This is a genomic window from Mesorhizobium sp. WSM4830 (assembly GCF_055811495.1).
Genome location: NZ_JBVVQI010000015.1, coordinates 21301 through 42450, shown reverse-complemented (window position 1 = coordinate 42450; position 21150 = coordinate 21301). Strand labels below are relative to the sequence as shown.

21 protein-coding genes and 1 pseudogene are annotated in these 21150 nt (G+C 63.1%); 6 read left to right on the top strand and 16 right to left on the bottom strand.

The window, feature by feature from the left end:
* Positions 1 to 470 precede the first annotated feature (470 nt).
* Positions 471 to 908, top strand: a complete 438-nt coding sequence (locus AC0L2Y_RS19610) for a hypothetical protein (protein ID WP_473558790.1) — start codon at positions 471 to 473, stop codon at positions 906 to 908.
* Between the two features lie 203 nt (positions 909 to 1111).
* On the opposite strand, the gene AC0L2Y_RS19605 is transcribed toward AC0L2Y_RS19610, so the two are convergent.
* From AC0L2Y_RS19605 to AC0L2Y_RS19540, 14 genes and pseudogenes are all read right to left on the bottom strand, one after another.
* Entirely contained in the window at positions 1112 to 1315 is a 204-nt protein-coding gene (locus AC0L2Y_RS19605) for a hypothetical protein (protein ID WP_473558788.1), read from the bottom strand.
* Positions 1316 to 1583: 268 nt separating this feature from the next.
* A pseudogene (locus AC0L2Y_RS19600) lies at positions 1584 to 1901 on the bottom strand (ATP-binding cassette domain-containing protein); the annotation flags it as partial.
* A gap of 7 nt (positions 1902 to 1908) precedes the next feature.
* On the bottom strand, positions 1909 to 2928 hold the full coding sequence (locus AC0L2Y_RS19595) for an ROK family protein (RefSeq protein WP_473558787.1): 1020 nt from the start codon (positions 2926 to 2928) through the stop codon (positions 1909 to 1911).
* Positions 2925 to 3650, bottom strand: coding sequence for a ribulose-phosphate 3-epimerase (locus tag AC0L2Y_RS19590; protein WP_473558785.1), 726 nt, complete (start codon positions 3648 to 3650; stop codon positions 2925 to 2927). Before AC0L2Y_RS19590 ends, AC0L2Y_RS19595 begins: the two co-directional genes overlap by 4 nt.
* Positions 3647 to 4480 (bottom strand): alpha/beta hydrolase, encoded by an 834-nt coding sequence (locus AC0L2Y_RS19585; RefSeq protein WP_473558783.1) that lies wholly within the window; start codon positions 4478 to 4480, stop codon positions 3647 to 3649. Before AC0L2Y_RS19585 ends, AC0L2Y_RS19590 begins: the two co-directional genes overlap by 4 nt.
* Complete coding sequence (locus AC0L2Y_RS19580; RefSeq protein WP_473558780.1) at positions 4480 to 5298, bottom strand: sugar phosphate isomerase/epimerase family protein; 819 nt, start codon at positions 5296 to 5298, stop codon at positions 4480 to 4482. Before AC0L2Y_RS19580 ends, AC0L2Y_RS19585 begins: the two co-directional genes overlap by 1 nt.
* Positions 5298 to 6374 (bottom strand): Gfo/Idh/MocA family protein, encoded by a 1077-nt coding sequence (locus AC0L2Y_RS19575; protein WP_473558778.1) that lies wholly within the window; start codon positions 6372 to 6374, stop codon positions 5298 to 5300. The genes AC0L2Y_RS19580 and AC0L2Y_RS19575 overlap by 1 nt, the downstream gene beginning before the upstream one ends.
* A gap of 4 nt (positions 6375 to 6378) precedes the next feature.
* On the bottom strand, positions 6379 to 7200 hold the full coding sequence (locus AC0L2Y_RS19570) for a sugar phosphate isomerase/epimerase family protein (protein ID WP_473558775.1): 822 nt from the start codon (positions 7198 to 7200) through the stop codon (positions 6379 to 6381).
* Between the two features lie 185 nt (positions 7201 to 7385).
* The gene (locus tag AC0L2Y_RS19565; RefSeq protein ID WP_023797144.1) at positions 7386 to 8228 is read right to left on the bottom strand and encodes a carbohydrate ABC transporter permease; all 843 of its coding nucleotides are present in this window, start codon (positions 8226 to 8228) and stop codon (positions 7386 to 7388) included.
* Positions 8229 to 8233: 5 nt separating this feature from the next.
* On the bottom strand, positions 8234 to 9130 hold the full coding sequence (locus tag AC0L2Y_RS19560; RefSeq protein ID WP_473558772.1) for a carbohydrate ABC transporter permease: 897 nt from the start codon (positions 9128 to 9130) through the stop codon (positions 8234 to 8236).
* Positions 9131 to 9238: 108 nt separating this feature from the next.
* Entirely contained in the window at positions 9239 to 10483 is a 1245-nt protein-coding gene (locus tag AC0L2Y_RS19555; RefSeq protein WP_352488893.1) for an ABC transporter substrate-binding protein, read from the bottom strand.
* A gap of 123 nt (positions 10484 to 10606) precedes the next feature.
* Entirely contained in the window at positions 10607 to 11752 is a 1146-nt protein-coding gene (locus AC0L2Y_RS19550) for an ABC transporter ATP-binding protein (RefSeq protein ID WP_473558770.1), read from the bottom strand.
* Positions 11753 to 11841: 89 nt separating this feature from the next.
* On the bottom strand, positions 11842 to 12792 hold the full coding sequence (locus AC0L2Y_RS19545) for a PfkB family carbohydrate kinase (protein ID WP_473558768.1): 951 nt from the start codon (positions 12790 to 12792) through the stop codon (positions 11842 to 11844).
* A 3-nt stretch (positions 12793 to 12795) separates the two neighbouring features.
* Positions 12796 to 13596 (bottom strand): aldolase, encoded by an 801-nt coding sequence (locus tag AC0L2Y_RS19540; protein WP_473558766.1) that lies wholly within the window; start codon positions 13594 to 13596, stop codon positions 12796 to 12798.
* A gap of 162 nt (positions 13597 to 13758) precedes the next feature.
* Between AC0L2Y_RS19540 and AC0L2Y_RS19535 the strand changes: the two genes are divergently transcribed.
* The 3 genes from AC0L2Y_RS19535 (at position 13759) to AC0L2Y_RS19525 (ending at position 16939) form a co-directional block, all read left to right on the top strand.
* Positions 13759 to 14520, top strand: coding sequence for a DeoR/GlpR family DNA-binding transcription regulator (locus AC0L2Y_RS19535; protein WP_473558935.1), 762 nt, complete (start codon positions 13759 to 13761; stop codon positions 14518 to 14520).
* A 267-nt stretch (positions 14521 to 14787) separates the two neighbouring features.
* Positions 14788 to 15936 (top strand): Gfo/Idh/MocA family protein, encoded by a 1149-nt coding sequence (locus AC0L2Y_RS19530; protein WP_473558763.1) that lies wholly within the window; start codon positions 14788 to 14790, stop codon positions 15934 to 15936.
* A gap of 16 nt (positions 15937 to 15952) precedes the next feature.
* The gene (locus tag AC0L2Y_RS19525) at positions 15953 to 16939 is read left to right on the top strand and encodes an alpha/beta hydrolase (RefSeq protein ID WP_473558761.1); all 987 of its coding nucleotides are present in this window, start codon (positions 15953 to 15955) and stop codon (positions 16937 to 16939) included.
* Here AC0L2Y_RS19525 and AC0L2Y_RS19520 read toward each other — a convergent pair.
* The gene (locus tag AC0L2Y_RS19520; protein WP_352488899.1) at positions 16927 to 17949 is read right to left on the bottom strand and encodes a LacI family DNA-binding transcriptional regulator; all 1023 of its coding nucleotides are present in this window, start codon (positions 17947 to 17949) and stop codon (positions 16927 to 16929) included. The two genes, AC0L2Y_RS19525 and AC0L2Y_RS19520, sit on opposite strands and share 13 nt — an antisense overlap.
* Positions 17950 to 18212: 263 nt before the next feature.
* On the opposite strand from AC0L2Y_RS19520, the gene AC0L2Y_RS19515 reads away from it, so the two are divergent.
* Positions 18213 to 19163: a sugar kinase gene (locus tag AC0L2Y_RS19515; protein ID WP_473558759.1), complete on the top strand. Its 951-nt coding sequence runs from the start codon at positions 18213 to 18215 to the stop codon at positions 19161 to 19163.
* Entirely contained in the window at positions 19160 to 20446 is a 1287-nt protein-coding gene (locus tag AC0L2Y_RS19510; protein ID WP_352488901.1) for a D-tagatose-bisphosphate aldolase, class II, non-catalytic subunit, read from the top strand. The genes AC0L2Y_RS19515 and AC0L2Y_RS19510 overlap by 4 nt, the downstream gene beginning before the upstream one ends.
* Positions 20447 to 20951: 505 nt before the next feature.
* Here AC0L2Y_RS19510 and AC0L2Y_RS19505 read toward each other — a convergent pair.
* Entirely contained in the window at positions 20952 to 21125 is a 174-nt protein-coding gene (locus tag AC0L2Y_RS19505; protein WP_352488902.1) for a hypothetical protein, read from the bottom strand.
* Positions 21126 to 21150: the final 25 nt, after the last annotated feature.

The following is a 21150-nucleotide window of genomic DNA, read 5'->3' as shown; positions in this document are numbered from 1 at the left end:
CCCTTATCCAGCCTACTGTGTGCCTGCCAGACGGCAAATGGGTCGCTCATGCGGCCAAAGGCTCAAGGAATTCGCCCAGTGGCCAACATGTAGCGGGCAGGAGGTAACGATGGATCCCAAGGACAGGCGCCTCTGGTACGGCGTGGTCGTAATTGCGTATGCGGCTAGTTGGTTTGGCGGCACACCGATACCAGCGCCGCAGCAGTGAGAGCGATCGTCATCTCCAGCACAGACTCTGCCCGTCGATCACCTCGATCGGCACGGACTCCAGACCGACATCGTCGAACAGCCGCGCATTTGACCGCGTTCGCCAAATTAATGGCCGGATCTTTGCGAAGCCTCCGCATTTTCGTGGGGGGAAGCCCTCCCAGCATCATCGTGATTGGACTTCACGATCGGTCGGAGTCACGCTGGCCGCAGGTATAAGAAGGATATGGGTGGGCCAACTATCGTCCGAATAGGAGGCTAAAATGAAGCACCAGACGCTTGAGCAACTGCAGATCGTCGCCGAGATCGATCAGGACTACCTGCGCCAGGCCATGTCGCGCAGCAAACGTCTTGAACGCTGGGCGGAGCTCCTTGAACGGAACCCTGACCGGCGACTCTCGACGCTACACCAGACCGAGTATCAGCCGGTTAGATCACGCGGGGCCATGCGCGGCGACGGCTCGCCGATCTCAGTCGCTTTCGAGGATCCTGTCCTCCGCGCCGCCGGGTTGGAAAACGACAACTACGGCGAAGCGAAGCGGTTCTTCGAACTGACCGACAGGCAATTGCATGAGATCATCTGTTATTGTCATTTCGGCGCGACGGTGAGCGCCGTAACGGCCGCCCGTCACATCCGTGCGGCGATTGCCGGGAGACAGCCCGGCATGTTCGCTCGGATGCGTGAGGCGTTCGTCGGATAAAGCCGGAGCCGTTTCGCAGCATCATTTTTGAAGCGGCTCGCATGGAAAGCCGCCGCCGTAGTGCAGGCAAGCGCTCCCCACGCGGGGAGGCTGCGTTGCATGAGGGGGTGCGGCTTTCCGCAGGAGCACGCCGACCTGCATCTTTTCCATCCGAACCGGAAAGATCCCAATGCTGCCAGTACATCCGTGGTCAGCGCGGTGGTTCAAAGGCTCGAACAGAGCGACATGCGCGCCGGATATGCACTGTCGTCCGCAGCACCATGACAATGATGTCTGCATGCTTGGCTCACCCATTCGGCGTCGGCTATTTGCGCGGAACCTCCCACGCATGGTGAATGGCGGGCGCGCTCCAGCAGCACGATCCGCTGATCCAAGGTTTCCGGGAAGCTGCGTGCATCGCTGATCAATGGTGCGGTTTCCATTCCGACGCGCTCTCGGCAGGGAGCGGACGAGGCGAGCGCCCTCCATTCGCCGGTTTTCGCGCACGGGCGACATCCGGAATGACGTTGCAATGCGTAGCGACCGTGACGCGAATGTTGCGGCAGAGGCAGTGTTCGCGGCGATTCATTCGCCCAACAGTTGGTCGCCGACGAACGTTGCCGTAGTTGACTTAACTGCGGTCGAGCCTCGGCCCGATAGCTTGTGTGTCCGGCTGCGAGACCCGCCGCAGATAGCCTGTTTGTCCAGTGCCGGCACCCCAGCGATCTTCGGTGCGAAGCCCATATTTTCGGCCACGCTCATACGCGGATAGGGCGCATAGGACCGGAACACCATGGCCAACCCGCGCGCGGACGGGTCGATGCCGTTGGCGCGCACGCCGTCGATCATGAGGTCGCCTGCGCTGATCCTCTCCAGCCCGGCGATCATGCGCGGCAGCGTGGACTTGCCACTGCCGGACGGACCGACGAAGACGATGAATTCGCGGTCCTCGACGTCGAGGTCGATGCCCTTGATGATCTCGGCGGCTCCATAGAATTTGCGCGCACCGCGCAGCTTGAGCTCAGCCTTGGCTTACCTCCCTGGCCCCGTTTTTTGGCTCGTCGTCCTGCACCATCGCCAGCGCCGTGCCAGGTTCGCCCTCCCACAAGATCAGGCTCGCCGCGCCGACCAGGCCCGCCCGATCGCCGAGCTCGGCCGGCACGATTGGCACGTCGCGATAGGCTTGCATTGCGCGCTCCTCGACGGTCGCCCGGATCGTCGGCGCCAGGAGATCGAAGCCGTTGGAAAGGCCGCCGCCCATCACGATCAGGTCGGGCGAATAGAGATGCAGGAGGTTGGTGAAGCCGATGCCGAGCCACTTGGCTTCCGCCTCGACCAGTTGGCGAGCCGCCACATCACCCGTCCGCGCGGCATCCACGACATGCCGCGCCGAGACATCGCCATTGTTCGAAAGGCGCCTGAGCAGCGAGCCGTCGCTCGGCGCGGTCAGTTGTGTCGCCCGCCGTCCAAGCGCGGTGCCGGAGGCGACCGCCTCGAAGCAGCCGACGGCACCGCAGAAGCAGCGGTCCCCTTCGCCGGTGATGGTCATGTGGCCGATCTCGGCCGCCAGCCCGCGCCTGCCGTGATAGATGTGACCGTCAGCGACGACGCCGCCGCCAATGCCGGTCGACACGGTGACGAACACCAGCGATCCGGTGCCGCGGCCGGCTCCGAAGCGCCATTCGCCGAGGGCTGCCGCATTGGCGTCGTTCTCCAGTCGCACCGGCAGGCCGAACTGCCGGCTGAGGATGTCGATCAGCGGCACATTGTGCCAGCCGGCCAGGGTCGGCGGCCCGATGACGATGCCCGCCTTGGGATCGAGCGGCCCCGGCGCGCACATGCCGATGCCGACCACCTTTGCCCGCGGATACTCCGCCAGCAGGGTGCCTGCCAGCGCAATGATCTGGCCGATCACCGCCTCCGATCCAGCGCCTGCCATCGTCGGTGCCGAAACCCGGGCGATGACATCACCGCTGCATTCGACGAGCGCGCCGCGCAGCTCCGTGCCGCCGAGATCGAAGGCAAGCGCAAGCGTGCTCATCGGGCGGCGACCTTCAGTCCGTGCAGCCAGGCCATGCGCTGCGCGAGGTCGGGATCGCCGAAGGCAAGCGAGCCCAGCACAACCGTCTCGGCGCCGGCGGCGCGCAGCAGCGGCACTGTCTCGTGGCGGATGCCGCCATCGGCGGCAAGCACGATGTCGGCCTCACGGCCGGCCTTCCGCATCAGCGCGCGGGCCTCGATCAGGCGCGGACAGGCCTGGTCGGACAGGCGCTGCCCTTTGACGCCGATGGAGGTGCCGAGCAACGTCACGAACGCCACTTCAGGCAGGAAAGGCGTGACGACGCTGAGAGGCGTTTCCAGCCTGAGCACCACGCCGGCTTCGGCGCCAAGCTCATGCGCCAGCCGCACGGCGCGAAGCCCCGCTTCACCATTCTCGGCATGCACGCTGATCAGGTCAGCGCCGGCCGCGATGAACTGCCGCGTCTGCTCCTCGACGATCTCTGCCTCGACCATCAGATGCACATGGATAGGCTTCGTCGTCAGCTTGGCGATGCGAGCCACCAGGTCGGGGAAGAACAGGAAGCCCGGCGTGAAGCGGGCATCGGCAACGTCGATATGGTGGAGGTCGACATGAGCGTCGATGCGCTTCAGGTCGCGCTCCATATTGGCGAGGTCGGCCGACCACAGCGAGAACTCGCCGATCAGCCGGTTGCGCGGCAAGGCGGCTATTGCCGAGGGGCCGGACAGGGGTTTGGTGGTCATGACGGAATGAGGCTCCGGAAGTTGGCATGGGCGTGAAGGAAGGCCGTGACCTGCGCGTGCAGCTCGGCGAAATGCCTGGAGCTGTCGAGCGCTTTGGGCGCGATATCGGCAAAGGCGGCGCTGGGAATGGCGGCCGCCAGCGTATAGGCGGAGGACAGCGGATGCACGGCATCCATGGCGTTGCCGATGACCAAAGTCGGAATATCGAGAGACTCGGCATCCCTTGCCGAGACGCCCGGTCCGTCGGCGGCGATGTCAGCGAGCACTTGCGCGAACGTCATGGCGTCCGGCCGGTCGAAATAGCCCAGCAGCGAAGCGAGATTGTCGGGCGCCTCGCGATAGAGGCGTACGGCGGTCTCGGACTGCGCGAAAAGCGCCCGCGCTTTGTCCGGGCCGTGATCCAGCATGAGGCCGGCGACTTCCGCGATCGGCCGCATGTTCGCCGGTGCCTTGCCAAACGTCCAGGCCGGGCGCACCAGCACGAGGCCGGCGACGCGATCGCGATGGCGGCAGGCGAGGCGCAGCGCGATTCCCGCGCCCATCGACACGCCGCCGGCAACGAAGCGCTCGAGGCCGGCCTGGTCGGCGGCGGCGAGCACATCGTCGGCGAACATCTGGAAGGAGAATGGCCGATGCTTGCCGAGTGCCGAGCCGCCATGCCCGCGGCATTCGAGCGTGACGCGCCGCAAGCCGGTGCCGGCCGGGAAGGACTGGGCGACCTGCGCCTCGCCGCCGCCAAGACCATGCTGGAAGACGACCGTCAGCCCGTCGCCCGCGTCGGAAACCCGTAGCGTGCCACCATCGCGGAGCAAGGTCGTCGGGCGCTTCATCACAGGAGCCCTTTCAGAAAGCGGGCGACGCCGGGCGCCTCTTCGGCCGAAAGCCCATGCGTCACCAACGGACCGTCGAAGCCTGTCGCCTTGAGCCGTGCGATGAAATCGGCGAAGTCGACCACGCCTTGCCCGGCGGTGGCGAAGCAGCCGTGGGCAAAACGGTCCTTGGCGTGCGCCATGGCGACATGGCCGGCCGTGGTTTCGATGGCGGCGGCGACGATGGCGCGGGCCTGCGAGGCATCCGCCTGCTCGAACAGGTTCGCCGGATCGAGGACGATGCGCAGCCGCTTCGAACCCATTTCGGCGATCAACTGCATCGCGTCCTGCGCCGACGTCACGATGTTGGCCTGTTCCGGCTCGATGCCGAGATCGACGCCGTGGCGATCGGCGAGTTGCAATGCCTTTTCCATTTCGCGCGCCATGTCGGCCCAGGCCGAGGGATCGGCATTGTCGGGATGATGCGCCCACTGGTCATCGCGGTTGCGCGTTCCCGTGCACAGCGTGACGAGCGGCGTGGAAAGCTTGGCGGCGGCCTCGATCACCACCTTCAGCCGGCGCAAGCCATCGTCGCGCACGGCGTTGTGCGGATGCGCCATGTTGTAGGTGCCTGACAGTGCCACCAGCGCGACACCGGAGGCATCAGACGCGGCTGCAATGGCACGGATGACATCGTCCGGGACCGCATCCGGCGTCGACGGCAGCCCGGCGCAGGCGAGGTTGAACTGGGTGACGGCAAATCCCGCGTCGCGCACCGCGGCCAGCACGCCGGCTGGCTCGCTGCCAGGAAAAGTCTTGGCGAACACCCCGATCTGCATCAGACCGCTCCCGCCACAGTGGCGATCTCGACGCGTTCGCCGCTTTCGACCGAGCGGGCGATCGCCACCATGGCGCGGATCGAGGCAAGGCCGTCATCGACGTTGGCGCCGCGCATCGGTTCGCCGTCGAGCACCGTCTCGGCGAGGCCCTCGAGCTGGCGCCGGAAGAAATGGCCGTCGGCGCCAAGCGGCTTGCGCGACGTCGCATCCTTCTCGTGGAAGATGTCGACCTCGCTGGCGCGGAAATACCAGGGATTGAAGGTCTTCGCGATCACCGAGCCGTTTTCGCCGTAGAGCTGGAAACCCTCGTGCCAGTCCATGCGCACGGCAACCGTGAGGTCGAGATGGCCGAGCGCGCCATTGGCGAACTCGGTCTCGACGAACCAGCAATATGCGCCGAATTTTTCGTTGAGGCGGGCACGCACAGCGGTGATCTCGCCGCACAGGAAGCGCGCCGTGTCGACGAGATGCGAGCCATGCGCCAGCATGAAATATTGCCTGAGATCGGCCTTCGGATTTCCGGCCGGCTTCCTCGCCAGCTTGCTGGTGACGGGCAGAGGTTGGATCGCGTCGGTGTTGGTGTAGCGATGGGTGGAATCGCAATACCAGGCCTTCAGCGCCAGGATGTCGCCCATCTCGTCGCGGACGAAATCGCGCGCCGCTTCCAGCGCCGGGTCGAAGCGCTTCATGTGCCCGACCTGCAGCACCTTGTCCGAGCGCTTGACCGCATCGGCAAGCTTCTGGCCTTCCTCGACCGAGACGCCGATCGGCTTTTCGCACAGAACGTGCTTGCCGGCCTCGAGCGCCTTGATCGACATCGGCACGTGATAGGCATCGGAGGTGGCGACAATCACCGCCTCGAGTTCAGGGTCGGCCAGCATTTCATCAAAGTCGCCATACATCTTCTGCGGCTCATAGGTGGCGCCCATGCGTGCCAGCAGATCGGGCGCGGCATCGCAGATCGCATAGAGGTCGGCATTGCTGGCCTTCACGCAGGATTCCAGATGCGCGAATTGCGCGATCGGCCCGCAGCCAAGCACACCGACACGAAGACGACGGTCTTTCTTGCGGATCATTGTCTCAGGCTCCGTAGCCGCGCATGGTCTGGCGATTGGTCTTGACCGCTCCGGCCGGATCGGCGGCGGCGGTTTCGGATTCCTCCTCCAGCACCAGCCAGCCGTTGAAGTTGGGCGCCACGCTAGCGATCTCGATCACTTTCGCCGTGTCGCAGACACCCTTGCCGAGCATCGCCCAGGTGCCGCTCGCATCGACATCCTTCAGGTGCACGTAGCGGATGCGATCGCGATAGGTGGTGAGCGTGTCGGCCATGTCCTTGTGGCCGCGCAAAATGTGGCCGGTGTCCGGCACCCAGCCGACCAGCGAGGCATCGAGCAGCCCGAAGATGCGGTCGTAATCGGTGCGATCGTAGAGCAGCGTATTGTGGTGCGAGCTCGGATGCACCGTGACCTGGACGCCGGCCTTGCTGCCGAGTTCACCAGCCTTGTTGTAGACCTCGGCCGCAATGCAGAACTTGTCGTAGCGCGGACCGTCCGACACGACGGTGGCCGAGCCCATGGAGACCAGCGCGCCCGGAAAGGCGGCGGCAAAATCGATCCAGCGCCTGGCGGTCTCGACATCGGCGCCGATCTTCTCCTTGAGTGTGAAGCCGCTATTCGAACCGAAGGCGAAGGAGACGAGCGTCAGGCCGGATGTCTTCAGCGCCGTCGCGAATTGCGCCGGTTTGCCGGCATAGCGGCCGATCATCGTGTCGGTGATCTCGATGCCGGCATAGCCGCCATCGGCGATCGCTTTGAGCAGGTCGTCGGGGCCGCCGCCAAAACGGTCTCCGAGCATTTCCCAGGTGAAGGTCTGGCAGCCGACTTTGAGGTCTTTCACGTTCATCCTTTCATTCCTTGATTCCACCTGCGCAGGCCCTTCGATGATGTGGCGCTGGAAGAACGGAACCAGCACGATCAGCGACGCTACGACGCCTGAGGCCGCGGCGATATCACCTGCCAGCAGAGAAGGTCCAATCCATCGATTGCGGTGCGCGGCCTACTCCATCAGTTCTCCGTGGGAGGGACATCCTACTTGACCGAGCCCGCGGTCATACCGGCGAGAAAGAACCTCTGGGCAACGAGGTAGATGAGCAAGAGCGGTAGCGAGCCGAGCACGCTCATCGCCATCATCTGGTTCCACTCGAAGGCGTGCTGCCCCATCAACAGCTGGATACCGATCGGGACGGTGCGCATGGACGTTGACTTCGTCAGCGTCAGCGCAAAGAGAAATTCGTTCCAGCACAACAGAAAGGTGTAGACCGACGTCGCCACGATACCAGGCAGTGAAATCGGGACGATCACCCGCCAGAGTGCGGTCCAGCTGGTGCCGCCGTCGACAGCCACCGCTTCATCGAGATCGCGGGGCAAGGTGTTCAGATATCCCGTCATCAGCAGGATCGCGTAGGGCAGCGTAAACACCAGGTAAGTCAGGATCAGTGCGACGTAGGTGTCGAAGATGCCATACGAGACGACAAGCCCGAAGAAGGGGATCAAAAGCGTGATCGGCGGGATCGTCTGCGTGCTGATGATGAGTGTGTTGAGGCTGCCCTTGCCGCGGAAATTGAAACGACTGAACCCATAGGCCGCCAGCAAGGCGATCAGCACCGTCAGCACGGTCACCGCTCCGGCCACGAAGTAGCTGTTGAAGAAGAAGCGCAGCTTTACCGGGTCGCCAAGGATGGCCGCATACGCTTCCAGCGTGAAGGCCTTCGGCAGGACGGTTGGTGGCAGGGCAAAGATTTCGGTATTCGACTTGAACGAGCTGCTCAGCATCCAGTAGATCGGGAAGGCCGCGAAAAAGAGCCCTGCGGCAAGCGCGACATGGAGCGCGACGGTGATCAGTCTGTCTTTCGGCGTGTGCCTTTTCCTCATGGTGACTACCGAGCCTTTTGATAGCGGATGTAGAACAGCGTCAGGCCGAGTGAGATCAGCAGGATGACCACGGCGCTTGCCGACGCCTGCGACAGGTTGTAGCTCGAAAACGCCAGCTTGTACGTGTAGGTGCTGAGGACCTCGGTCGAATAGATCGGACCGCCGCCCGTCGTTATCCAGATCAATGGAAAGACCTGCATGGTCCAGATGAAGTCGAGCAGCGAGATGCTGATGATGATCGGCATCAGCTGCGGGATCGTGATGAAGATCAGCTTCTGGTAGGCCTTCGCCCCGTCGATATCGGCGGCCTCGTAGAAATCCTTGGGAATGCCCTGCAAGCCTGCGAGCAGGCTGACCATGAAAAGCGGGTAGCCCGCCCAGATATTGGCGAAGGTGACGGCGTGCAGCGCGGTCTCGGGCGAGGAAAACCACTCGACCTTGGAACCGATGATGCCCATCTGCATGAGAACGCTGTTCACGACACCGTTCGGCTCGAGCAGGAGGCGCCAGATCACGGCGATAATCACCGCGGTGAACAGCCAAGGCAGTATGTAGAGCACGCGCAGGATATTGCGCAGCGTCGGATTGATGCGGTCGCTGTTCAGCATGAGCGCGAAGATCATGCCGATGGTCATGTGAAAGACGACACTCATACATGTGAAGTAGAGCGTGTGCCACAGCGAAGCCCAGAACACTGGATCGTTAAAGATCGCCTGGTAGTGTTTCAGTCCGGCAAAGGACGGGTCGCGACGCAGCACTGCGCTGTTCTGGAACGAATAGCCAATCACCGTCACCATCGGCAGCAGCATCAGCAGGCCGACTATGAGGAGCGAGGGCGACAGGTAGAGATAGGGTGCGACCGCTCGTTTCAGTCTATGGTGGGAGCGCTTCTTTTGGGTCATGTGGAAGCCTTCGCGAACCGGTCGTCTCACGTTCAGGTCTGTTGGTGCCGGTTGGCCCACCCGAAGGCAGGCCAACCGCAAAAGGATCAAAAGAGAGCAAGACGCCGATCAGAATTTCGCCGTCCAGCCCTTTTGAGCGTTGGCTGCGGCTTGTTCCGGAGACTGCTCGCCGGCGAGCATCTTCTGGGCTTCCACGTCGAACTGGGTCATCAGGTCTTCAGCCACCGGCAGGCCCGTGAACTCGTTGGCGAGATAACCGGTCTTGAAGATTTCGAAAGCCTTGCCGAAAGCCTTGTCCGAGGTCACGAAATCGGGCTTGGCGTTGACGTTGCCCGGGAAGGCGTTGGCCAGCGACACCAGTTTGGCGTTCACCTTTTCACTCATCAGATATTGGACGAGCTTCCAGGCTTCCTCCTGATGTTTCGAGGCCGCAGAGATGCCGATGCCCCAGGAGGCGTAGGGAAGGCCGCGCTTGCCGTTGTAGTTCTCCACGACCGGGACCGGGATGAGATCGAAGTTCAGTTTGGGATTGCGTTTGCGGATGAGGTTCACATGCGCAAGCGAGTCGATCATCATTCCGACCCGATCGTTGACGAATTCCTCGACCTTTTCCTGCTCGGTCTTGGTGGCAATGCCGGGCGAGATGACGCCGGCGTCGTTCAGCGATTTGACGAAGGTGAGCATATCCACCACCGGCTTGCCCTCGAGAGCCGGCTTGCCGTCAGCCATCATCGATTGACCCGATGCCCAGACCCACGACATCATGTCGTTCTGGACACCGGACGGCGTTTGCAGCGACAGGGGTAGCACCCAGCCATACTGGTTCTTGTCGGCATGCGTCATCTTCTTGGCGGCTTCGAGAAACTCCGCGCGGGTCGACGGCAGCTTGGTCACGCCTGCCTGGGCGGCGAGGTCCAAATTCACGAAGACCGGATAGACGAACGAAGCCACGGGAAACATCACCGCCTTGCCGTCCACCTTGATGATATCCGCGACCTGGCTCTTGTCGAAGCCGCTCGCATCCATCATCGGGTTCATGTCGGCCAGCGCATTCTGCGCGTTCAAATTGTTCACCCAGGCGCCGTCGAGACCAACGACGTCGCTAAGCGTTCCGGTTGCAGCACCAACCGAGATCTGGTCTCGCGTGGTCGCATAGGGGCCGCTGACCAGCGTCACCTTGATTCCGGGGTTTGCAGCCTCGAAGTCATTCATGATCGCCCTGAGCGAGCCGGCCGGCAATTCGGGCTCCCACCATTGGGTGAATTCCAGCGTCGTATCCGCCATGGCGCCGGTTGCGCCAAGCAACCATGCGGCCGCGGCTATTTTCAGCATCGCGGGTTGTATCCGAAACATCACTTTCTCCTCCTTCTTCAAGATCGACCGCACAATGCGGCCGATCGTCTGGTTTATTCAGAAGTCTTCTTGCGAGTATCTTTCGCAGGCGCCTCGCTCTCGCCTGCGGTCTGCTGCAGATATTCAGATCGCCAGATGCGTCTCGGGATCGAAGAAATGGAACTTGGCATCATCCACGGCCAACCGGATTTCCGAGCCGGAGTGGACGGCGCTGATCGGCTCGAATCTCGCCACCGCGTTCGATGCCAGGCCAAAATCGTCCACCGCGTCCGGATCGCCGGAATCCACCCGGGTCGCGTCGATGTTCAGGTGGACGATATGTTCAGAGCCGAGTTCTTCGATCGAAGTCACCTTTGCGGGTATCGTCTGATACTTGCGACCGGATTCGAGGCTGCTGTCATAAAGATCCTCCGGTCGTATGCCGAACACGACCTTGCGCCCCGCATACGACCTCAAGCCCGGCCTGCGCACGAAGGCTGCATCCTGCAGCCGGATGGCGAAGGTGCCGGACATCAGTTCGTCGCCGGTCAGGGTCGCCTCGAAAAGGTTCATCGAAGGAGAGCCGATGAAGCCGGCAACGAAGGCGTTCACCGGCGATTCATAGAGCCTCTTGGGTGTGTCGACCTGCTGCAGCACGCCGCCTTTCAACACCGCGACCCTGTCCCCCATCGTCATCGCTTCGGTCTGGTCGTGGGTCACGTATATGGTCGTGACGCCGAGTTGCTTTTGCAGACGGGTGATTTCGGCGCGCATTTGCACGCGCAGTTTCGCGTCCAGATTGGAAAGGGGTTCATCCATGAGAAAGGCGGCCGGCTCGCGCACCATAGCGCGGCCCATGGCAACCCGTTGACGCTGTCCGCCTGAAAGGTTCGCGGGTTTGCTGTCCAGCAAAGACGTCAGCTGAAGGGTTTTGGCGATCTCGTCCACGCGCTTCTTGCGCTCGGCCTTCGGCTTGCCTGCCAGCCGCATCGAAAAGGCGATGTTTTCGAACACCGTCATATGTGGGTAGAGCGCGTAGCTCTGGAAGACCATCGCTATGTCGCGGTCCTTGGGCGGCATGTCGACGACGTCGACTCCGCCGATCCGAAGACTGCCGCTGGTGATGTCCTCCAATCCCGCGATCATTCGCAATGCGGTGGATTTGCCGCAGCCGGACGGCCCGACGAGAATCAAGAACTCGCCGTTCTCGACCGATAGGTTCAATTGGTCGATTGCGCGAAAATTGTTCCCGTAGGTTTTGCAGATACTCTCAAGAATGACTTCTGCCATCTTCCTCCCTCCACAAGTATAAGCCGCTGATTTTATAATTGTTCTCGGCTTATGTTCACCTCCGAAATATTTCCTCCGATAGCTTCAGGCTATGTTCCAGTATCGACATGCGCATTTTTCAGTTCGACTGCTGACGGCGCGTTCGTCGATGCCAGGAGTTCCGTGACCTGGTCGTCGGTCGGAAGCGCCTCGCGCCCGCCACGCCCCGTTATCGAAAGGGCCGCCGCCGCGGCCGCGAATGCCACCCGGCCTGCGGTGTCGGCTCCGCGCGTCAACGCAAGGGCATAGGCGCCATGAAAGCAGTCACCCGCGCCGGTCGAGTCGACGACCACAACCCGGTGCGGGGGCAAGTGCCAGAGACCTGTCTCTTCACGCCCGCGATAGTACACGCCCCTCCCACCATCGGTCAGAACCACGGCGGACCGCGACGGCAACCATAATGCCTCGAGCATCTCGGCGGGCGATCGGCACCCCGTGGCAGTCCGCGCAAAGCCGAGTGGAAGAATGAGATGGTCGCAGAGCGCGATCAGCCGCTCCGTGGCTGGGCCGCTGCTCCATTCGATATCGCCGAGAATCCCAAGGCCGAGATCGCGGGCCCGAGCCACGACATCCAGCGACCGGAACGCGTAGCTATCGACGATCAGGACGGTCGCGCGGCTGAGGATATCGTCCGGAAAGTCGGGAGCGGTGCCCAGCATCGCATCGTCGTCATACGCGATGAACCGTTCCCCGTCCGAGCCGACGGTGATCCGTGAGCGCACCGGGCGCGCGTCGGGATGGCGCGGCGCGAATGCGGTTTCAACACCGCTCGCAACGAGATCGCGCAGCACGGCGTCGTCCGCGGCACTGCCCAGCCATCCGACGAACCCGGCGGTTCCGCCGAGCCGCACGACTGCGGCCAGCGCCGTCGCGATATTTCCCCCGAAAGCGCGGGAACTTTGCAGGACCTTCCCCTTGCCCGCCGACAACGGCTGATCGACATAGACGATGTCGTCGATCGCAATAGCGCCGAAGCCGAGGATCGAGGGGACGGCGGGCATCGTTCAGGCACCCGCCTTCGCCAGGGCGTCTTGCGCCGAAAGGCCGTCATGGATGACGCCCCGAAAGGCAAGCGCTGCCTTCTCCGGATCGCCATGCCCCCAGAGATTGCGGCCTACCACGGCACCGCGTGCGCCGGCACGGATGGCGTCCGCCGTCTGCTGAAGCGCGCCGAGCAGCGTATCGGTCTTCGGACCACCCGCGATCACAACCGGCACCGGGCAAGTCCGGACGGTCTCTCGGAACGACTCGAAATCGCCCGTGTAGCCGATCTTGATCACGTCGACGCCGGACTCGTAGCCGATGCGCGCCGCATAGGCGATCTCGTCGGGGGTGAAGACGATTTTTGTTCCGTCGCTGAAATCGCGAGGGTAGATATGCGCCACCACAGGCATGCCGTAGCGCGCCGCCGCATTTACCGAATCAGTCAGCCAGCGTATGTATTTGCCCTCGGTCGCGCCGCGCACCGGAATGGCCACTGCCAACGCATCGGCCCCCGCGCGCACCGCATCTTCGGGCGTTGCGATCAACTCGCTGATGCGATCGTCCGGAGTGAAGCAGCCCGCCTGAATCACCAGGGAAGCCTTGCCCGCATATTGCGGCCACAGATGGCGCGCGGTGCCAGGCTGGATGCTGACGTAGTCGGGTCTGCCCGCCATGACGCGTGCAAGCGCACCCGGCAGGTCGGCAAGGCCGCCTTTACGCACGTCGCCATAGCCGACGAAGTGGTCGACCGCGCCGCCAAAAAGCTTCCCCGATGGATGCGAGAAGAGGCGCGCAAGACGCACCTTGGTTCCTAGGCTCATGAGTGCAAAATTCCCCAATCGTTTGATTTCAAAATCCTGGATCCAGTGTTTCCGAAAGAAACAAGAAAAACAATCTTTCGAAAGCTTTCGAATTTGCGTATTTTTGGTAAGGTGAGCCGCGGCCAGAGCGGTTGCTTGACGCAGGGAGGCAAGGGCAGGGCAATGTTGTCGGAGCAGAGACGCCAATCGATCCTGGGCGAGGTGCAACGCAGCGGACAGGTTCGCACGAAGGACCTGTCAGACGGGTTCGGCGTGTCGGAAGTCACGGTGCGCTCCGACCTCGAGATACTGGACCGAAAGGGACTACTGACCAAAACCCGTGGAGGGGCGGTGACCCGTACCACCGATTCGACTACGGCCGCGTTCGCCCGGCGGATGCAAACGAACCTCGACGCAAAGAAGCGCATCGCCCGGGCGGCGGTAGACCTGTTCGAGGACAACCAATCGGTCATCTTCGACGGCGGCTCGACATTGATGCAGCTTGCCATGCAGTTACCGCCGCTCAGCAATGTCGTGGTCGCGGCCACGGCCATGAATATCGTGCAGCATCTTATGCATCGTCCCGGGCTCGACGTTCATATGATCGGCGGCCGGGTCTATCCCGACACGGTGAGCACACTGATCACCGATGCCGATACGGCTCTCGGCGGCTTGGTAGCGCATCAGGTCTTTGTTGGAGCGCATGCGATAGACTCGTCACTGGATGTGGTCGACGTGAACGAAGACATGGCGCGAACGAAGCGAAACCTCGTTCGCATGGCCCGGCGCGTTGTCCTCCTTGCCGATTCGAGCAAATGGGGCGTCAGCGGGACCTCCAAGGCATTTTCGCTGTCGGCCGTCGATGTGGTGATCACCGACGATGGCCTGCCCGGTCCAATACGCAGCCAGCTTGATAGGACCAGGGCCAAGGTGATCTATGCCTGAACCCGTCTCGGTCCCTGGCCGCGACGGAAAGATCCAGTGCGCGCATGAGCCACGGGATTCGCATCGGCCGTTGGCCGGTTTTCATGTCAGTCATGTTCTCCTCCTCAAGGCTGGCGGCCTCCAATGCTGCGCCAGCGTTTTCACATGCTCTATAAAAATTTTACGCGCGTCAAGATTTAAAATGTTGTATAGCGGCTTTCGACTATGAACCGTTGCTGACGCAAGGGTGCGGCCAGGCCATGACCGCGTTGGGAGGTACGATCTGAAATGCACGGAAAATCAAAGACAAAGCTCGGCATCGGCGTCATCGGATGCGGCAACATCTCGATGACCTATTTGCGCAATGCGGCTCTGTTCGGCGGGGTAGAGCTCAGCGCCTGCGCCGACATTTCGGCCGATATGGCTGCGCTGCGCGCCAGGGAGTATCGCATCCGCGCACTCGGCGTCGACGCGCTGCTGGCCGACCAGGATATCGACCTTGTTCTCAATTTGACGATACCGGCGGCGCATTTCGACATTTCGCTTTCGGCGCTTTCGGCGGGAAAGCACGTCTTTACCGAAAAGCCTCTGGCGACGTCGGCCGCCGACGGCCGCCGGCTGGTCGAAGAGGCGAGGGCGCGCGGGTTGCAGCTCGGCTCGGCTCCCGACACCTTCCTCGGCGCTGCCGGACGGCGGGCGCGCCGGCTGATGGACGAGGGTGCGATCGGCCGGGCTGTGACCGGCACCGCCTTCATGATGGGGCGCGGCATGGAGCACTGGCATCCCAATCCGCAATTCTACTATCAGCCCGGCGGCGGCCCGGTCTTCGACATGGGCCCTTACTACCTGACGATGCTGGTCAACCTGCTCGGCCCGGTCGAGCGCGTCATGGCGATGGCGACGCGCGGCCAGGAGGAACGGCTGATATCAGCCGAAGGTCCTTACAAGAACACCAGCTTCAAGGTCGGCACGGCGACCAACATTCTGTCGCTGCTGGAGTTCCGCTCCGGCGCCACCGTCACCTTCGGCGCCTCCTGGGACGTGTTCAAGCACTCCAACCATCCGATCGAACTGCACGGCACCGAAGGCTCGCTGCGATTGCCCGATCCCGACACATTCGGCGGCACAGTCTCGCTCTCGGCGCGCGGCGACGACTGGGCCGATTTCCCCAGCGAGGCCGAACTCTACGGTGTGCGCAACTGGCCCTATGCCGCACCCGACCGCGCCAACTACCGCATGCTAGGCGTCGCCGATCTTGCGCGGGCGCTGGCCGATGGGCGCAAGCCCCGCGCCTCCGGCGATCTGGCGCTGCATGTTCTGGAGATCATGGAGGCGATCCTCGCTTCGGGCGAAAGCCGCGGCTCAATTGCCGTCAATGGGACCGTCGACCAGCCGCCGCTGCTCGGAGAGGACGAGGCGGCAGGTCTGCTTGCCTGACGGAGAGAGATCCATGATGACATCGCCTTCAGCGCCGTCCCTGTCCCCACTCGACCCGGAAGCCCGGCATGTGCTCGAGCTCGGCCGGCAGGCCGACGCCTTGCCATTCGAGACCGGTACACCGCAACAGGCACGCCGTGCCTACGAAGAAGGCCTTCCGGACCAGCAGGGTGAGCGCGAGCCGGTGGCTTCGGTCACTGAGCGCGCCATCATTGGACCCGGCGGTTCGCTGACGCTCAGGATCTATCGCGGGCAGGACGCGCCTGATGCAACTGCCCCGGCGCTGCTTTACCTGCATGGCGGCGGCTGGGTGATCGGCAATCTCGATTCCCATGACGAGATCTGCCGCTGGTTCGCCAATATGGCGGCTTGCGTCGTCGTTTCGCCCGCCTACCGGCTGGCGCCGGAGCACAAATTCCCGGCCGCGGTCGAGGATTGCCGCGCCGTGCTCTCCTTCATGCAAGAGGCGCCTGGCGATCTCGGCATCGCCGCTCGGCGCATTGCCGTTGCCGGCGACAGCGCCGGCGGCAATCTCGCCACGGTGCTCAGTCTTCTCGCGCGGGGCGATCCTATTCCGTTGACCGCGCAGCTGCTGTTCTATCCCAACACTGATGCCGCGCAGACGGCGGACAGCTATCGCCGCTTCGCCGAAGGTTTTGGCCTGACCGCCTCGACCATGGCCTGGTTTCGCGATCACTATGTCCGCTATGCCGCCGACATCGACGACTGGCGCGCCTCGCCACTCAGGGCGGAGAGCCTCGCCGGCGCGGCGCCAGCCTTCGTCGCCATCGCCGGTCATGACATCCTCGCAGATGAAGGCGAGGCCTACGCCGGGCGTCTGCAAGATGACGGTGTGCCGGTCGTGCTGCGGCGTTGGCCAGGCCAGATCCATGGTTTTGTTTCCATGGGCCGCCATGGCGCGGCAGCGCGACAGGCCGTTGGCGCTGCGGTCGCCGCATGGCGCGGCTTCGATCCGGCTTTTGGGAAAGATCAGGCCGACTGACGCATCACCAGCGTCGCATCGAGACTGACTTTGGGTGCGACCGCCGTGTCGTCCTCCTCAAGCAGCGCCAGCAGCGTCTCGACGCTGCGCCCGGCCATCGAGGCGAAGTCCTGCGCCATGGTGGTGAGGCCGGGGCAGGTGTAGCGGCTCAGTGGATGATCGTCATGGGCGGCTACCCGCAGGTCGCAATCGCCCTTGCGGCCGATCTTGAGTCCGCGCGCATAGGCGGCGGCCATCACGCCAAAGGCCAAGCGGTCGTTGTTGCACAGGATGGTCTTTCCCGCCAGGCCGCCATTGTCGAGCATCGTTTCCGTCTGCTCGTAGCCGATCCGTTCGAAATCCCAAGTGTAGTCCTCCGTGTTGCCGATGACGACCGGCTCATGCCCGAGCCGCTTCATCGAGGCGACATAGCTCTCCAGCCGTTCCGGCGAGTTGTGGTTGACATGCGGGATGTCGAAATAGACCGGGGCGCCGCCGGACCGGCAAAGATAATCGACGATGGTCGAGACGCTCTGTGCGTTGTTGTTGCCGACGAACGGCGTCCCGCCTTCGAGATAGGTGTCGAAATAGACGACCGGGATCGCCTGCGTCAGCTTCTCCAGCGTGCGGTGGTCCGAGCGCACGCCGAGCGGCGCGATCAGCGCGCCGGAGACTTTCAGCGACAGGATCGTTCGCGTTGCCTCAACTTCGAGTTCGCGCGAGCCGTGCGAGGAGATCACGATCGGCCAGTAGCCCTCGTCGCGCAGCCGGAGTTCTATGCGGCTGACCATCTCCGAATAGAAGGGATCGGCCACCGTCGGCACCATGATGCCGATGCTGCGGGTACGCTTGCGGTTGAGGTTGCGCGCGAACAAATTGGGCTGGTAGTCGGACGAGCGCAGCGCTTCCTCGATGCGCTTTCGCGTCGCCGGCTTGACGCTGGTCGGATCGTCGAAATATTTCGACAAGGTCGGCCTGGAGACGCCACAGGAGCGGGCGAAATCCTCCATCGTCTTGTGCTTCATCGCCACCGATTCCCGCCTTCCGGAAACCTCGTTCCTTGTGCTGCCCGGCACCTACTTACGGTGCGCCGGCGTGCAACCGCAAGACAAAATTTTACAGAAAACTCCAGCTGTTTCAACGCGTATAATAAAATTATTCCACGCGTAAATTTGTTAATTGGCGCAAAAAGTGCAAGCCGTATTGACTCTGGATGTCGGTTGCCGCCAGGCACAATTGTGCGCGACTGAAGTCCGCAGTCGGACTGGAGCGACACGCCGGGAGGAATTCCGCGATGAAGAAGCTGGTCTCAGCCGGCGAGATCCTCGTCGAGATCATGGCCGAGCGTATCGGCCAGAGCTTTCTCGAGCCGGGCCCGCTGCTGGGGCCTTATCCGTCCGGCGCGCCCGCCATCTTCATCGGCCAGGCCGCAGCGCTCGGCCAACCCGCCGGCCTGATCGGCGCGGTCGGCGAGGACGATTTCGGCCGGTTGAACATCGAGCGGCTGCGGAACCTGGGAGCTGACGTGTCGGCGATCGCGGTTCACAAGGGCCATGCGACGGGCACCGCCTTCGTCACCTACCGGGCGGACGGCAGCCGGCACTTTGTCTTCAACATCCGCAACAGCGCCGCCGGCCTGGTCGGGATCGATGCTGCTGCGACAAGCATGCTGGCCGGCACCGACCATGTCCATCTCATGGGCTCGTCACTATTCTCCGACCGCGCCACCGATGTCGCGTTGTCGGCGATCCAAACGGTGAAGGCCAAGGGCGGGACGGTGTCCTTCGACCCCAACATTCGCCGCGAGATCATGCAGGCCTCCGGCATGCGCGAAGCGCTCGACCAAGTGCTCAAGCAAACCGATGTCTTCCTGCCGAGCGGCAACGAACTGTTCCTGTTTTCGTCGGCCGGCGACGAAAAGGGCGCGGTCAACGAACTCCTGCAGCGCGGCGTTTCCTGCGTCGTCCTCAAGAAGGGCGCCGACGGCGCCGCCTACCACGACCGCCACGGCACGGTGGCCTTGCCGGGCTTTGACGTCAACGAGGTCGATCCGACCGGTGCCGGCGATTGTTTCGGCGCTGCCTTCGTCTCGTTCTGGCTTCGTGGTGCTGCACCCGCCCAGGCGCTCAGGATCGCCAATGCCTGTGGCGCGCTAGCCGTTACTCGCAAGGGGCCAATGGAAGGTATCTTTCCGCTGGCCGAGGTTGAGGCTTTCGCAACCACCGCCGGAAAGGGCCAGCCATGAGCGCCGCGACGCAGAGATTTGCCAACATCGCGGTGAAGCGCGCCGCGGGTGAGAAAGGCGGCATCGCCTCGATCTGTTCGGCGCATCCGCTGGTGATCGAGGCCGCGCTCCGCCACGGCGCGTCGCGCGGTTCCGATGTGCTGATCGAGGCGACCTGCAACCAGGTCAATCACGAAGGCGGCTACACCGGCATGACGCCCGCCGGCTTCCGCAGCTTCGTCGAGGGCCATGCGAAAAGGGCCGGCTTTCCGCTCGATCGCCTGATCCTCGGCGGCGACCATCTCGGTCCCAATCCGTGGAAGCATCTTCCTTCCGCCGAGGCGATGACGAAGGCGAAGGCGATGATCGACGCCTATGCCGGCGCTGGCTTCACCAAGCTGCATCTCGACACCAGCATGGCTTGCGCCGACGATCCCGCCCAGCTTGCCGACGAGACCATCGCTGCCCGCGCCGCCGCGCTTGCGGCCGTCGCCGAGGCGGCGGTCGAACGCATTGGCGGCGAGAAACCGGTCTACATCATCGGCACCGAAGTTCCGGTGCCGGGCGGCGCGCTCGAAGCGCTCGACCATATGCATGTCACCGAACCCGATGACGCCCTGCGCACCGTCGAGATCCACCGACAGGCATTTTCGCGCGCCGGCCTCGACGCTGCCTTTGCCCGTGCGGTCGGCGTCGTCGTCCAGCCGGGCGTCGAATTCGGCAATGCCGAGATCATCGCGTACGCGCCGCGGAAGGCGACGCAGCTGGTCGCCGTGCTCGGGCGCATGCCGCAATTCGTCTTCGAGGCGCATTCGACCGACTACCAGCCAAACGAGGCGCTTGGGGCTCTGGTGCGCGACGGCTTCGCCATCCTCAAGGTTGGCCCCTGGCTCACCTTCGCGCTGCGCGAGGCGTTGTACGGGCTGAGCCACGTCGCCGACGTGCTTGCGCCAGACCCGTCCCGTGAAAGCCTGCCGGCGGCGATGGAGCGCGTCATGCTGGCCTCGCCGGACAATTGGCAGAAATACTATCCGGGTCCGCCGGACGAGCAGCGCGTGCAGCGGCACTTCTCCTTCAGCGACCGCATCCGTTACTACTGGCCGACGCCCGACGCACAACACGCGACACAGACGCTGCTGGATTTTCTGGGCGACAGGGACATTCCCCGCCCTTTGGTCAGCCAGTATCTGGGGCAACTCGATGCCGACGTTGCGGCAGGTCGGATCGAGCCCGTTGCGCATGACCTGCTGATTGGCAGCATCACCCGTGTCCTCGATTCCTATGGGCGTGCGACGTTACAGTAGCGCGGATCGTCCTACATTCACCGTTGCAGGGTCGAGCCGCGCCCGGAGGACGCGCGCGTGATCTAAGATGTGCGCTCAGCCGACACACGCGGAGGCTATGCCGGACCTTCGAAGGTGGGCTGCTGTTGGACTAATAGAAGCAGGGCATAGCCAATTCGATGGTGAGAGCATCGCGGAACCATACGGAACGGTCCCTTCGCTACGTCCACTTGTTCAACACTGAATTGAGCGTCGACGGACAAGTCAGCAAGTTTTGAAGGAAATGATTTGGGCCTCGTCTCGATTTTCTCCTTCTCAAGGCACCTTTCACACGTAGCTCACGTGCGGCCATGGCTGAAGACGCCAGCATCGAGCGCTGCCTGCAGGGCGGCCACCGCATCGTCATCATTGACCTGGTATTCTGATTGTCCTGGATCGATTTTCAGATCAAGGCGACGCTGGCTACACCGTCGCCTGGATCTCCTTCGGAACTGTGGCCTGCGAGCTCAATTGGTTGGCTGCGAGTCTAGTTGGTCTTCAGCTTGCCAACGCGATTTTCAGCGATCCAGCGGGCGGCAAGTACCAGCGCGCCCATGCTAAAGTCCTTGCCATGCTTGGCCACCATCTCTTCCGACAGCTTGGCGAGCCGTTCGAAAAATTCGTCCTTGCTCTCGTCCTCCACGGTGAGTTCGGTCTGCATTTCATCCTCCTGTTTCATACGGATT